This window comes from Pseudomonas sp. NFACC42-2 (assembly GCF_900116055.1).
GTDB lineage: Bacteria > Pseudomonadota > Gammaproteobacteria > Pseudomonadales > Pseudomonadaceae > Aquipseudomonas > Aquipseudomonas marginalis.
Genome location: NZ_FOZO01000001.1, coordinates 616,152 through 630,318, shown reverse-complemented (window position 1 = coordinate 630,318; position 14,167 = coordinate 616,152). Strand labels below are relative to the sequence as shown.

Annotated in this window: 12 protein-coding genes; 3 read left to right on the top strand and 9 right to left on the bottom strand. The window is 61.7% G+C overall.

The genetic code is table 11. The annotated features are described in order from the left end of the window. Positions 1 to 111: 111 nt before the first annotated feature. A complete protein-coding gene (locus tag BM416_RS02850; protein WP_092485152.1) occupies positions 112 to 741 on the top strand; it encodes a DNA-3-methyladenine glycosylase I in 630 nt (209 codons plus the stop codon). A gap of 54 nt (positions 742 to 795) precedes the next feature. Here BM416_RS02850 and BM416_RS02845 read toward each other — a convergent pair whose 3' ends face one another. The 8 genes from BM416_RS02845 to BM416_RS02810 all read right to left on the bottom strand — a co-directional run bounded on the left by BM416_RS02845 (position 796) and on the right by BM416_RS02810 (position 7,626). After that, a complete protein-coding gene (locus BM416_RS02845; protein WP_092485149.1) occupies positions 796 to 1,197 on the bottom strand; it encodes a cupin domain-containing protein in 402 nt (133 codons plus the stop codon). 84 nt (positions 1,198 to 1,281) lie between these two features. Then, complete coding sequence (locus BM416_RS02840; protein ID WP_092485146.1) at positions 1,282 to 2,715, bottom strand: MocR-like pyridoxine biosynthesis transcription factor PdxR; 1,434 nt, start codon at positions 2,713 to 2,715, stop codon at positions 1,282 to 1,284. Positions 2,716 to 2,785: 70 nt separating this feature from the next. Next, complete coding sequence (locus BM416_RS02835) at positions 2,786 to 3,553, bottom strand: SDR family oxidoreductase (RefSeq protein ID WP_027608558.1); 768 nt, start codon at positions 3,551 to 3,553, stop codon at positions 2,786 to 2,788. Between the two features lie 10 nt (positions 3,554 to 3,563). Beyond that, complete coding sequence (locus tag BM416_RS02830) at positions 3,564 to 4,631, bottom strand: phosphotransferase family protein (RefSeq protein ID WP_092485143.1); 1,068 nt, start codon at positions 4,629 to 4,631, stop codon at positions 3,564 to 3,566. A 129-nt stretch (positions 4,632 to 4,760) separates the two neighbouring features. Further along, a complete protein-coding gene (locus BM416_RS02825) occupies positions 4,761 to 5,714 on the bottom strand; it encodes a 2-hydroxyacid dehydrogenase (protein ID WP_092485140.1) in 954 nt (317 codons plus the stop codon). A gap of 127 nt (positions 5,715 to 5,841) precedes the next feature. Then, positions 5,842 to 6,366: a cysteine hydrolase family protein gene (locus BM416_RS02820; protein WP_092485137.1), complete on the bottom strand. Its 525-nt coding sequence runs from the start codon at positions 6,364 to 6,366 to the stop codon at positions 5,842 to 5,844. A gap of 275 nt (positions 6,367 to 6,641) precedes the next feature. After that, complete coding sequence (locus BM416_RS02815; protein WP_371856027.1) at positions 6,642 to 7,073, bottom strand: hypothetical protein; 432 nt, start codon at positions 7,071 to 7,073, stop codon at positions 6,642 to 6,644. A gap of 52 nt (positions 7,074 to 7,125) precedes the next feature. Further along, positions 7,126 to 7,626: a DUF4822 domain-containing protein gene (locus BM416_RS02810; RefSeq protein WP_092485134.1), complete on the bottom strand. Its 501-nt coding sequence runs from the start codon at positions 7,624 to 7,626 to the stop codon at positions 7,126 to 7,128. A gap of 442 nt (positions 7,627 to 8,068) precedes the next feature. Between BM416_RS02810 and BM416_RS02805 the strand changes: the two genes are divergently transcribed. Both BM416_RS02805 and BM416_RS02800 read left to right on the top strand, forming a co-directional pair. Continuing rightward, positions 8,069 to 9,346, top strand: a complete 1,278-nt coding sequence (locus tag BM416_RS02805) for a serine/threonine transporter (RefSeq protein ID WP_092485131.1) — start codon at positions 8,069 to 8,071, stop codon at positions 9,344 to 9,346. Positions 9,347 to 9,490: 144 nt separating this feature from the next. Beyond that, positions 9,491 to 11,140, top strand: coding sequence for a SulP family inorganic anion transporter (locus BM416_RS02800; protein WP_092485602.1), 1,650 nt, complete (start codon positions 9,491 to 9,493; stop codon positions 11,138 to 11,140). Positions 11,141 to 11,386: 246 nt separating this feature from the next. Here BM416_RS02800 and acnB read toward each other — a convergent pair whose 3' ends face one another. Beyond that, the gene (acnB, locus tag BM416_RS02795; protein ID WP_092485128.1) at positions 11,387 to 13,996 is read right to left on the bottom strand and encodes a bifunctional aconitate hydratase 2/2-methylisocitrate dehydratase; all 2,610 of its coding nucleotides are present in this window, start codon (positions 13,994 to 13,996) and stop codon (positions 11,387 to 11,389) included. Positions 13,997 to 14,167: the final 171 nt, after the last annotated feature.

Below are 14,167 nucleotides of genomic sequence, written 5' to 3'. Positions count from 1 at the left end.
CGGTTGGCAGGTCCCGGTCTGACCAGTTGGTCGCGAAGGTTGATGCTTGAGCGGTTGGCGGGGCGCAAATTTTTTCGCTTATCATCCGCCGCCAAGTACATGAGGTGATGGATGGACAAACCAGGACTGACCACTGACGACACCGGGCTGACCCGCTGCACCTGGCGCACGGCCGCGCCGGAATACCTCCGTTATCACGACCACGAGTGGGGCGTACCGGTGGCGGATGATGTTCAACTGTACGAGAAGATCTGCCTGGAAGGCTTCCAGGCCGGCATGGCCTGGATCACCATCCTGCGCAAGCGCGAGCCGTTCAGGGCGGCGTTCGACGGTTTTGATTTTCGCCGGGTGGCGCAGTACGGCGAGGCAGATGTCGAACGGTTGATGCAGGACCCGGGCATCGTGCGTAATCGGGCGAAGATCGTTTCCACCATCAACAACGCCCGCCGGGCGTGTGAGCTGGTGGATGAGACCGGCTCGCTGGCGCAGTGGTTGTGGGCATTCGAGCCCGGCCCGGAAGAGCGCCCGGCAGTGGTGGACCTGGCTTACTGGACGGGCAATCCCACCTCGCCGGCCTCGGTGCGCCTGTCCAAGGCCTTGAAGAAACGCGGCTGGACGTTCGTCGGGCCGACCACGATGTATGCGCTGATGCAGGCGATGGGGATGGTCAATGATCACCTTGATGGGTGTGTGTGCCGCCCAAAGATCGAAGAACTGCGCCGGCAGTTCAAGCGCCCGTGAGTCGCTGGCGGTGGGAGGGGCTTCACCCATGCTGCTGATTGGTGATGAGGCTGATTAGTGTGGAAGAGGGGTCAGCACCTCGGCCTTGTCATCCAGCACCATCACTACCAGCAGCCTGGCCGGTTGGGTCTGGCTGGCATTGCTGGATTCAAAGTGTCGCGAACCCGCGGGCTCGTAGAACGATTCGCCGACCGTGTAGGTCCTGGCTTTCTCATCATTCACCCGCGAGGTAATCGCGCCTTCGAGCACATAGGCCACGGCCGTGCCGGTGTGGCTGTGGGGCACGGTGGCCTGGCCGGGGGCGTAGTCGACGGTGAGCAGGAGGGTTTTCTTGCCGGGTACCTGGGGCAGCGGGTGTTCTTGCAGGACCTTGATCGATTCCTGGTTGTACACGGGCGCGTGGGCAAAGGCGCTGATTGAGGCGAGCATCAGGGTGATGGCGAGCAGGCGTTTCATGGTGAGGTTTCCGAGTGGTTCGAGACCTGTCCACCGTACGCCGGGATTTTCGAGCGACCAATGACCAATCCGGCGGAAAAAACCTTAGCCAATCTGCTGGAGAATATCGCGCACCTTGTCCAGCGCCGGGTCGATGTCGAGGGTCTCGATGGCCCCAAACCCGATGATCAGGCCCGGACGCACCGGCGTGTCGTGGAAGAACACGTCCAGCGGGTACAGGCCGACTTCCACCTGGCGCGCCAATGCCATCAGCAACGGGATATTCACCGCTACTTTGCACAACGCCGCCATATGGAACCCGGCGACGGTGGGCACCGCTTCGAACCACGGCGACAGGTCGCCCGCCAGGCGCTGCAAAATGCGCTCGCGGCGCCCGGCGTATACGCTGTGGCAGCGGCGAATATGCTTGAGCAAATAGCCTTCGCTGATGAATTTGGCCAGCGCCCATTGCGGCAATGTGGAGCTGTGCTGGTCGGTTAATTGCTTGGCCTTGAGCACCGCGCCGTAGATCGCCGGGGGCAGCACCGCATAGCCCAGGCGCAGTTCGGGCAGAAGGGTTTTGGAGAAGGTGCCGACGTAGGTGACCACGCCACGGCTGTCCATGCTTTGCAGAGAGTCGGTGGGCCGGCCTTCGTAGCGGAACTCGCTGTCGTAGTCGTCCTCGATGATGATCGCACCCAGCTCGAAGGCGCGTGCCAACAGCGCTTCCCGACGCGGCAGGCTCATGGGCATGCCGAGGGGGAACTGGTGGGAGGGCGTGACGTAGATCAGCCGTGCGCCATCGGGGATCCGGTCGACCTGGATGCCTTGCTCATCGACGGAAACACCGATGACCCGCGCGCCCATCGCCATGAATAACTGGCGCGCAGGGCTGTAGCCGGGGTCTTCCATGGCGACGATGCTGCCCGGTTCCAGCACCACGCGGGCGATGAGGTCCAGGGCCTGCTGCGCGCCGTTGGTGACGACGATGTCGCTGTCGCGGCATTGGACCCCACGGGAAAACGCGATATGCCCGGCGATGGCGCTGCGCAGGGCCGGCAACCCTTCCGGCTGGCTGTAGAACCCACTGTCCCGGGCGATGCGCCGCAACGCGTCCTGGGTGCAGCGCCGCCATTCATCCTGGGGGAACTGGTTGCCGCTGGTGGCACCGCCGATAAATTCGTAGCGCAACGTGCTGTCGCGAGTGGGATGGCGCATGGGCGAGGGCAGTGACTGCCACTTCCCTAGGTTGGCGGCGCAGGCCAGGTCGGTGGCGGTCTGCACGCGATTCGGCTGTGGTGCCCACGCGTTGACGAAGGTGCCACGGCCAATCTTGCCCACCAGCAGGCCTTCGTAGGTCAGGGTGGCGTAGGTGTCGGATACGGTCTTGCGCGATACGCCTAATTGCTCGGCCAGCAGGCGGCTGGGTGGCAGTTGCGCGCCCGCCGAGAGGCGCCCGGTGGCGATGGCTTCACGCAACTGCTGATAAAGCTGGGCCGCCAGGTCCTTACGCCCGTTGATGACGATGTGGAGTTCCATGTTTCATCCTGAGACAGATCGATCTGCGCCAAGGTTACGCGTAAATCGATCTGTAGAAACCCAGGCGTACTCAGGACAGGAAGCCGCCATCCACATTCAGCGACACACCGGTGGTGTAGCTCGACGCATCGCTGGCCAGGTACAGCACCGCACCGGCCATCTCGCTCGGGTCGGCCACGCGCTTGAGCGGGATCTGCGCCAGGGCCATTTTCAGGATCGCGTCGTTCTTCACCAGCGCCGAGGCGAACTTGGTGTCGGTCAGGCCCGGCAGCAGGGCGTTGCAACGAATGCCGAACTCGGCGCATTCCTTGGCGAACACCTTGGTCATGTTGATCACGGCGGCCTTCGTCACCGAGTAGATGCCCTGGAACACGCCCGGCGAAATGCCGTTGATCGAAGCGACGTTGATGATGCTGCCACCGCCGTTCTCGCGCATCAGCTTGCCGGCTTCCACCGACATGAAGAAGTAGCCGCGAATGTTCACGTCAACGGTCTTCTGGAAAGCGCCGAGGTCGGTGTCCAGCACGTTGCAGAACTGCGGGTTGGTCGCGGCATTGTTGACCAGTATGTCCAGGCGGCCGAACTGTTCACGGATGCCGGCAAACACCTGGGTAATCTGCTCCATTTCACCGATATGGCAGGCAATCGCCGTGGCCTTGCCGCCGTCGGCGATGATCGCGTCCGCCACATGCTGGCAGCCTTCGAGCTTGCGGCTCGAGACGATCACGTGGGCGCCTTGCTGGGCCAGCAGCTTGGCGATGGCTTCACCGATGCCACGGCTGGCGCCGGACACAAAAGCAATCTTGCCGTCGAGGTCGAACAGGTGGGTCTTGGACATTAGCGATTCCTTAGAGGGCTGATTTACCGATGACATTCAGGCTCATCTGCTCCAGCAGCTTGTTCATCTGGATGAACTGCGCAAAGCGTTTGTCCTGGGTCTGGCCGTGGAAGAAGCGGTAGTAGATCTGCTGCACGATGCCGGCGAGGCGGAACAGGCCGTAGGTGTAGTAGAAGTCGAAATTGTCGATCTGGATGCCCGAGCGTTCGGCGTAGTAATCCACGAACTGGCGGCGGGTGAGCATGCCGGGGGCATTGCTCGGTTGGCGGCGCATCAGTTGTACCGGTGCCGGGTCGCCGGCTTCGATCCAGTAGGCAAGGGTGTTGCCCAGGTCCATCAGCGGGTCGCCGAGGGTGGTCAGCTCCCAATCCAGCACGCCGATGATTTGCATCGGGTTGTGCGGGTCGAGGATCACGTTATCGAAGCGGTAGTCGTTATGCACGATGCTCGAGGTGGGATGGTCGGCGGGCATCTTGTCGTTGAGCCACGCACGTACCTTTTCCCAGTTGGGGGCGTCGGGGGTCAGGGCCTTTTCGTAGCGGTCGCTCCAGCCACCAATCTGGCGTGCCACATAACCTTCAGGCTTGCCCAGGTCGGCCAGGCCGCAGGCGCGGTAGTCGACCTGGTGCAGTTCGACGAACTTGTCGATAAAGCTCTTGCACAACGCCTCGGTCCGGGTGGCATCCAGGCCCAGTTCGGCGGGCAGGTCGGAGCGCAGGATGATGCCGTTGACCCGTTCCATCACATAGAACTCGGCGCCGATCACCGACGCGTCGGTGCAGTGCACATAGGCCTTGGGGCAATACGGGAAACCATCCTTGAGCTGGTTGAGAATGCGGTATTCGCGGCCCATGTCGTGGGCGGACTTGGCCTTGTGGCCAAAGGGTGGGCGACGCAGCACGAATTCCTGGCCGGGGTATTCCAGCAGGTAGGTGAGGTTGGATGCACCGCCGGGGAACTGGCTGATCGTGGGCGTGCCGCTCAGGCCAGGGATATGGGCCTTGAGGTAGGGATCGATCAGGCTGGCATCAAGTTCTTCGCCTGGGCGAATCTGGGTCGATTGGTCGTTAAGCGCCATGCTTATCCCTTCTGCTTATTCTAAAGGCGTCGGACTATTTCCTAATCTAATGCGCACCACCGCCCAGCGACAAGGTCGGGGCGGCTTAATAGGTTAGCGTGTTGAAGGGTGATCAGCCTGCCTGATCGGTCATTTTTCGGGCGCGGGCAATACAACCGGGGTGAGCACCGGACGGCCGGCGAAGTATTCCACCAGGTTGTCGGCCACGCGCTGCACGGTGTCGTGGGCGGCCTCCGGAGACAGGCCGGCCACGTGGGACGTGAGCACGGTATTGCTCAAGCGCTTGAGGGCATCCGGCACCATGGGTTCATCGTCGAACACGTCCAGCGCCGCGCCCCCGATACGGCGTTGTTCAAGGGCGGTGACCAGGTCGGCGGTAACCACCACGCTGCCACGGCCGATATTCACCAGGAACCCGTTCGGGCCGAGGGCGTCCAGGGCGTGGCGGTCGATCAGGTGGCGCGTGCCGGCGCCGCCGGGCGTGGCCAGGATCAGGAAATCCGAGTTGCGCGCCAGCTCCACGGCCGTGGCGCAGTAGGTGTAGTCCACATCATCGCGCGGCTGACGGTTGTGATAGCTCACTTCCATGCCAAAGCCCAGGGCCGCGCGCCGGGCGATCTCCAGGCCCACCGCGCCGAGCCCGAGGATGCCCAATTGCTTGCCGCCCAGGGACGGGCGCATGACCTTGGGCCATTCGCTGCGGCGTACCGCTGCGTCCGTCTGGGGAATGCCGCGCACCAGCGACAACAGCAGCGCCATGGCGTGGTCGGCCACCGATGGCGCATTCACCCCGGCGCCATTGGTGACCACGATGCCGCGATTGCTCGCGGCCTGCAGGTCGACATGCTCATAACCTGCGCCGATCACGCAGATGATCTCCAGCAGCGGCAGGGCCGCGATTTCTTCGGCATACAGCCCCAACGGGCCACGGGTGAGCACCGCCTTGATCTGCCCGCCATGGGTCTTGATCGCCTGGGCGCGCTCGCTGGGTGTGGGCGCCAGGATCACATGAAAGTCGTTGCTCTCGATGATTTGCAGGTATTCATTGATGGTTTCAACCAGAACCAGAACAGTGGTGGTCATCGGAAGGCTCTTCCTGAAGGGTTTGAGGGCATCAGTATGCGGGATTTGCAGGAGGGCGCGTTTTGCTCGGGTAGAAAAAATCTACGACTGCAGGCGCGAGCACGCTTGCTCCTACAGTCTGTACCGGTCAGAACCGGACGTCAGCCGCTTTCACACTCAGCCCAAACGCCCCCGCCAGCGTGGCATTGTGATGCGCGATGATCGCCTCGGCCTTCAGCGCCGGGGTGTCCATGCAGGTATGGGCGTCTTCAGGCACGATCACCGAGAAGCCCAGCTCTACCGCCACGCGGCAGGTGGTGTCGATGCAGTACTGGGTTTTCATCCCGACGATCACCAGTTGATTAACCTCCAGGGCTTGCAGTCGTCGGGCCAGGTCGGTACCCAGGAAGCAACTGGGGCGGGTTTTGTCGAACAGATGGTCGTGAATCTCGTCTACCTGCAGCCCTTGCCACAGTTGCCAATTCGGACTGCCTGCAGCTATCGGCGAGCCCGCCGGGCCGGTATGGCGGGCGACCAGGATCGGCGCGCCGGCTTCACGGGCGCGGCCGATCAACGAGTTGATGGTGCCCAGCACGCGCTCGCGTTCAAAGGGTTTGTCGGGGCCATCGTACAAGCCGGTTTGCATATCGATGATCAACAGGGCGTCAGCCATGGTATTGCTCCTTGTGAGTGCCAGTCGACGGAGCAATAAAAAGGCCCCGTCCATTGCTGGCGGGGCCTTGGGTTGAATTCGTGAAGTGTCTAGCTCAAGCATCCACGGCAACCGCACGACCCGCCTGGAGCGGTCGTGGTGGTGGTGCGGGTGAGGAACTGCTGAAAAAGGATCATGGGCCGATCATGCTGGGACAGGTGCGGGGCTGTCAAATGCATCAGGTGCCGAAAAAGTTGCGCCCCAGCCGGAACAGGGGCGCTGCTGCCAGCAGGAGATCACTGCGGGGGGCTAAGTCGTGCCTTTTCCTGCTCGGCCTGAGCGATGGGCATGAAATTATAGGTGGGGAAGAATTCCGTGGTGTAGACCCCCCATGCGGTGTTTTCGATCGCCAGGTTGACTTCCGCCAGGCGCGACGCCGGCAGGCGCAGCACGACGACTTGCCCGATACCCATGGTGATGTTCCAACTCAGCACTTCCACCCCGGCAGGCGGGAACACCTTGTGAAATTCCTGCTTGGCCAGTTGTTGTTTCAATTCGCTCAACGGGCGTGATTGATCGTGTTTAAGAAATACGGTCAACATGACGGCGTTGTCCGCTGTGGCAGCAGCGTTTTCTGCAGGAAGGGCTGTTGAAGTGTGTGCAATCGCTGCACCGGGTAACAGTGTCACGGCCAGCAGTGCGGGTATTAACAGTTTGCGCATATTCATTATCAGGTGCCTTGTTTGTTATTCGGGTTTATCACTAAACATGAATGTTTAATCAGTTCGACATAACTGTCTTCATGGGGCCGATGTAGGGGGCGTGTACCACATAAATCCGAACGGGCGGGTTAGTGCTGACCATGTCGCGCGGCACTTCGCGGGAATAAGTGAATTCGCTGCTGTCGAGTTTTTCGAGTCTTCTGACAATGGTTCTGGTCGGGCCAACGTCAGGAACCAGGATATGGGTCTTTTTATCGCCAGTGACCAGGAAATAACCGCCGCCGCCATCGGCATGCTTCGAGCGGCCGGTATCGGTGTAGAAGAACTCATAGCGATTGCGCTGCGGGTCCCACATCGATATGCCGACCACGCCGGGGTAGCTGGCCTTGACGTCGGTGTCCGGCTCGCCTTCGATATAAACCTTGGTGGTCAGCCATTGAGGCGAGGAAGCCAGTGCGTGAACGTCAGGTTCAGACGCGGTTTGATTGGCGTAACTTTCAGACGAGCAGAGTAGGCCCGTGATCAACAATCCAGCAAAAACAACAGTGAGTCTTCGCATGTTGGAATCCTTGTTATTTTAAATAAGCATGTTGTTCTTCGATTGGAGCGGGGCGATGTTAGTTGGGTTTTTGGCGATTGCTCAATGGCTGTGTAGGGTTGTGTAACAATTGCAAAGGCGTCGTGGTTAAACTTTTAACTGGATACGAGAGATTTCTTTTTTTGCTGTAGGTGACTTCTCTAAAAGTATGGGGAGTCTCTTGACTAGAGTCTTGGATCGCGCTCGTCAATGGCGCCTGGCAGCCACTCGAGCAACCCGCGGCACTCCCCCGAAACCACTGTCCAGGGCCGCGCTTGAGCCTCTGCACCGCATAACCGTTCCTCAGCTAAGTCTTTGCTTATTCACGAGAATCCCGGACAATCCGGCCCCTTCTATGGTCGGGGCGCTGCCTGTCAGGTTTTTCTGACTCGTCCCGGCCGTGTAAATGCGGAGATCCGACCGGATGAATGATCAGGCCAATAGCGTCGACGAACGCTATGCAACGACACCTGCAACCCTCTCAAGCTGGAGCCGCCAGGACACCACCTGGATGCTTGGCCTGTTCGGCACCGCCATTGGCGCCGGCACCTTGTTCCTGCCGATCAACGCCGGCCTGGGCGGCTTCTGGCCCTTGGTGATCCTGGCGATGCTGGCGTTCCCGATGACGTTCTTTGCCCACCGTGGCCTGACCCGTTTCGTACTCTCCGGTCGCGCGGGTTCCGACATCACCGATGTGGTCGAAGAACATTTCGGCATCAAGGCCGGTGCGTTGATCACGCTGCTGTACTTCTTCGCGATCTTCCCGATCCTGCTGATCTACAGCGTGGCCCTGACCAACACGGTCAGCAGCTTCATGGAGCACCAGTTGCACATCATGCCGCCGCCACGGGCGCTGCTGGCGTTTGTGCTGATCCTCGGCCTGCTGGCGGTGGTGCGTTGCGGTGAGCAGGTGATCGTCAAGGCCATGAGCCTGATGGTGTACCCGTTTATCGTCGCCTTGCTGTTCCTCGCGGTGTACCTGGTCCCCCATTGGAACGGTGGCATCCTCAGCACCGCGAGTGTGGTGCCGGCGCCGTCCGCGCTGCTCAACACCCTGTGGCTGGCGATTCCGGTGATGGTGTTTTCGTTCAACCACTCGCCGATCATCTCGGCTTTTGCGGTCGACCAGAAGCGCCAGTACGGCGAACACGCCGATGAGCGCAGTTCGCAGATCCTGTCCCGCGCGCACCTGTTGATGGTGGTGATGGTGCTGTTCTTCGTGTTCAGTTGCGTGCTGACCCTGTCGCCGGCGCAACTGGCTGAAGCCAAACAGCAGAACCTGTCGATCCTGTCGTACCTGGCCAACCACTTCAACAACCCGACCATCGCGTTTGCCGCGCCGTTGATCGCGTTCGTGGCGATTGCCAAGTCGTTCCTGGGCCACTACATCGGCGCCAGCGAAGGCCTCAAGGGCCTGGTGCTCAAAAGCGGTCGCCGCCCGGCCACCAAGACCCTGGACCGCATGACCGCCGCCTTCATGCTGGTGGTGTGCTGGATCGTTGCCACGCTGAACCCGAGCATCCTCGGCATGATCGAGACCCTGGGCGGGCCGATCATCGCGTCGATCCTGTTCCTGATGCCGATGTACGCGATCCGCAAGGTGCCGGCCATGGCCAGGTACCGTGGGCAGGCGTCCAACGTGTTTGTCACGGCGGTGGGCCTGGTGGCGATTACCGCATTGATTTACTCGCTGCTGTCCTGACCCCGGGGTTCACGCCCGCAAGCCGATTCGCGCACACCGCGAATCGGCTTTTTTTTGCCTGCGCAAAAGCTGACGCGGCGCAACCGCCGCCGGGCAATGAGGGCTAAGCTTATGCACGCTTTTTGCCAGGATGGGTTGGGCCGATTGAAGACTGAAACCGATGCACCCGTTGCCGTACCGTCGAACCGCATCCAAGACCTGCTGGCCGGCTTATCCATTGCCGGTTTGCTGCTGCCGGAGGCCGTGGCCTATTCCAGTATTGCCGCGCTGCCGCCCCAGGCCGGGGTAATCGCCTTGTTTGCCGGGCTGGTGTGCTATGGCCTGTTCGGCAGCAGCCGTTTTGCGATTGTCTCGGCCACCTCGTCGTCGGCGGCTGTGCTGGCGGCGGCCACGGCGAGCCTGGCGGGTGACGACCCGGCGCTGAGGCTGTCCCTGGCCTTCGGGCTGGTATTGCTCACCGGGGTGTTTTTCCTGTTGGCCGGGCTGTTCAAGCTCGGCGGCGTCACCTCGTTTATCGCCAAGCCGGTGTTGCGTGGCTTCGCCTTCGGCCTGGCGCTGACCATCATCCTCAAGCAATTGGCCGGTGTGGTGGGTGTGCACCTGACCGATAACAACCTGATCCGTTTTCTGCCGCAGTTGCTGGAGCAGCTGCCGCGCTGGAACTGGCCTGCGGCACTGGTGGCGGCGCTGGCGTTGCTGGTGCTGTGGCTGTGCGCACGCCTGCCGCGCCTGCCTGGTGGGCTGGTGGTCGTGGTGCTCGGCATCGCTGCGGGGCAGTACCTGGACCTGCAGGCCTACGGGGTGGCGCAGATCGGCATGATCGACCTGCGCCTGGAGCTGGGGCATTTGCCGGTGCTGCCGTTTGCCGACTGGCTGCGCCTGGGGGAATTGGCGTTTGCGCTGGTGATGATCCTGTATGCGGAGTCCTACGGCTCTATCAGTTCGTTCGCGCTCAAGCATGGCGACCGCGTGTCATCCAACCGTGACCTGCTGGCGCTGGGCGCGGCCAACCTGGTCTCCGGGCTGTTCCACGGCATGCCGGCCGGTGCCGGGTATTCGGCGACGTCGGCCAACGAGGCGGCCGGTGCCTATTCGCGCCTGGCGGGGATTATCGCGGCGCTGGTTATCCTGCTGATTGTGCTGACGGTGCTGCCCTATGTCGCGCTCACGCCGGAGCCGGTGCTGGCGGCCGTTGTCATCTATGCCCTGGGACGAGGCTTGAGCGTGCAGCCGCTCGGGCGTTATTTCCTGTGGCGGCGCGATCGCGTGCTGGTGATCTGTGCGGTGGTGGCGGTGCTGGTGCTGGGCGTGCTGGATGGTTTGCTGGTGGCGGTCGCGATCAGCGTGATGTTGATGCTGCGTCAGATGTCCTCAGCCGACATCCAGGTGCTGGGACGCCTGGGTGACAGTCATGACTTTGTCGACCGCCAGCACCATGCCGATGCCCTGGCCGTGCCGGGGGTATTGATCGTACGGCCCAGCGAAGCGCTGTTTTTTGCCAATGCCGAACGCATCCTGGGCACGGCCTTGCGCCTGATGCGCCAGTCGCCGGTGGAGGCGGTGGTGTTGAGCCTGGAAGAATCCCCGGACCTGGACGGCACCAGCATCGAAGCCCTGGCGGCGTTTTTTGCCCAGGTGCGCGGGGAGGGCAAGCGCCTGGTACTGGCCCGTGTGCGGCATGACGCCCGCGAGGTATTGCAGGGGCTGCCCGAAGCGCTCGCGCCCCATGTGCTGCTCAGTGGCTTGAGCGTCGATGGCGCGGTGCAGCTGGCGCTTGAGGTGGGCAAAACGTGACGCGTGGGGCTTGCTCCAGATAGCAGTGGGTCAGTGGCAGCTGCATCAGCTGACACTCCCTCATCGGGGGCAAGCCCCCTCCCACATTTGGAGTGGTGTACATCAGTCGGCTCATTCTCAGGATCAAACGGTGGTGTGGTTGAAGACATAAGGTCGCCTCGGGATCAACTGGATGTGTTGGTATTCCAGGCATAAAAAAACGCCGCGTACCTTGCGATACGCGGCGTCCTTCACATCAACACACCGTTAAGCCTGGATCACCGGGATGTTGGCGCTTGCTGCAATTTTGCGGAACTCGGCGATCTGGTCGAAGTTCAGGTAGCGGTAGACGTCACTGGCCATGGTGTCCAGTTTCGCTGCGTAGCCCATGTACTCTTCGACGGTCGGCAGGCGACCCAGGGTGGAGGCGACTGCCGCCAGCTCAGCCGAAGCCAGGTAGACGTTCGCGCCGTCACCCAGGCGGTTCGGGAAGTTACGGGTCGACGTCGATACCACGGTCGAGTTCGGCTCTACACGTGCCTGGTTACCCATGCACAGCGAGCAGCCCGGCATTTCCATGCGCGCGCCAGCCTTGCCGTAGATGCCGTAGTAGCCTTCTTCGGTCAACTGGTGAGCGTCCATCTTGGTCGGCGGCGACAGCCACAGGCGAGTTGGCAACTGACCCTTGACCTGCTCCAGCAACTTACCGGCAGCACGGAAGTGACCGATGTTGGTCATGCACGAACCGATGAACACTTCGTCGATCTTCTCGCCGGCAACGCTGGACAGCAGACGGGCATCGTCCGGGTCGTTCGGTGCGCAGAGGATCGGCTCGTTGATTTCGGCCAGGTCGATCTCGATGATTTCAGCGTATTCCGCGTCGGCATCGGCTTCCATCAGTTCCGGGTTGGCGACCCAGGCTTCCATCGCTTGGGCGCGACGTTCCAGGGTGCGGGCATCGCCGTAGCCTTCGCCGATCATCCAGCGCAGCAGGGTGATGTTGGAGTTCAGGTACTCGGTGACGGATTCTTTCGACAGCTTGATGGTGCAACCGGCAGCCGAACGTTCGGCCGAGGCGTCGGAGAGCTCGAAAGCCTGCTCCAGCGTCAGGTCGTTCAGGCCTTCGATTTCCAGGATGCGGCCGGAGAAGGCGTTTTTCTTGCCTTTCTTCTCTACGGTCAGCAGGCCAGCCTGGATCGCGTAGTAAGGAATGGCATGAACCAGGTCACGCAGGGTGATGCCAGGTTTCATCTTGCCTTTGAAGCGCACCAGGATCGATTCCGGCATGTCCAGCGGCATGACGCCGGTGGCGGCGGCGAACGCGACCAGACCGGAACCGGCCGGGAACGAGATGCCCATCGGGAAACGGGTGTGGGAGTCACCACCGGTGCCGACGGTATCCGGCAGCAGCATGCGGTTCAGCCAGCTGTGGATGATGCCGTCGCCTGGACGCAGCGATACACCGCCACGGGTCATGATGAAGTCAGGCAGGGTGTGGTGGGTGGTCACGTCGATCGGCTTTGGATACGCCGCGGTGTGGCAGAACGACTGCATCACCAGGTCGGTCGAGAAGCCCAGGCACGCCAGGTCTTTCAGTTCGTCACGGGTCATCGGACCGGTGGTGTCCTGGGAACCCACGGTGGTCATCTTCGGTTCGCAGTAGGTACCTGGACGAACGCCTTTGCCTTCCGGCAGGCCGCAGGCCTTGCCGACCATTTTCTGGGCCAGGGTGAAGCCTTTGCCGGTGTCGACCGGTGCTTCAGGCAGCTTGAACAGGTCGGTAGGGCCCAGGCCCAGCTCGGCGCGCGCCTTGTCGGTCAGGCCACGGCCGATGATCAGCGGGATACGGCCGCCGGCGCGAACTTCGTCGAGCAGGACCGGGGTCTTCATTTCGAAGGTGGTCAGGACTTCGTCGGTGCCGTGTTTGCAGACTTTGCCAGCATGAGGGTACAGGTCGATCACGTCGCCCATGTTCATGTTGGTTACGTCGAATTCGATCGGCAGTGCGCCGGCATCTTCCATGGTGTTGTAGAAGATGGGAGCGATCTTGCTGCCGAAGCAGAAGCCGCCGGCGCGCTTGTTCGGCACGTAGGGAACGTCGTCGCCGAAGAACCACAGCACCGAGTTGGTCGCGGATTTACGCGAAGAGCCGGTACCGACCACGTCACCGACGTAGGCGATCGGGAAACCTTGGCCGCGCATTTCTTCGATCTGCTTCATCGGGCCGGTCTTGCCTTGCTCGTCCGGCACGATGCCTTCACGTGCCATTTTCAGCATGGCCAGGGCGTGCAGCGGGATGTCAGGGCGGGACCAGGCGTCCGGGGCAGGGGACAGGTCGTCGGTGTTGGTTTCGCCGGTGACCTTGAACACGCGCAGGCTGATCTTGTCGGCCAGGGTCGGACGGTTGCGGAACCACTCGCCGTCAGCCCAGGACTGGATCACGGCTTTGGCGTGTACGTTGCCGTTGCGGGCTTTTTCGGCGACGTCGTGGAACGCATCGAACATCAGCAGGGTGTGCTTGAGTTGGGCAGCCGCGACAGGCGCCAGCTCGGCGTCGTCCAGCAGCTCGACCAACGTCACGATGTTGTAGCCGCCCTGCATGGTGCCGAGCAGTTCAACCGCGCGTTTCTTGTCGATCAGGGGGGAAGTGGCTTCGCCCTTGGCCAGGGCAGACAGGAAACCGGCCTTGACGTAGGCAGCTTCGTCAACGCCCGGTGGAATGCGATTGGTGATCAGGTCAACGAGGAATTCTTCTTCGCCAGCCGGAGGATTCTTCAGCAGCTCAACCAGGCCTGCGGTTTGTTCGGCATTAAGCGGCTGGGGAACGATACCCAGTGCTGCACGCTCTTCGATATGTTTGCGGTAGGCTTCAAGCACAGTTATTACCCTCATCAGTGGTCCCACGGGACGCTCATCCAGAAATGAACGGCACGCATGCGCTCGGGGGCTTTTTGGGCCGCAAAGCCAGCGCTGCCGGCATTCCTTACAGAAGCTGCTTTCAAAGTTTTACGCCTGCAGAACGGAGCTGATGAGGGTTGGCGCTGATCA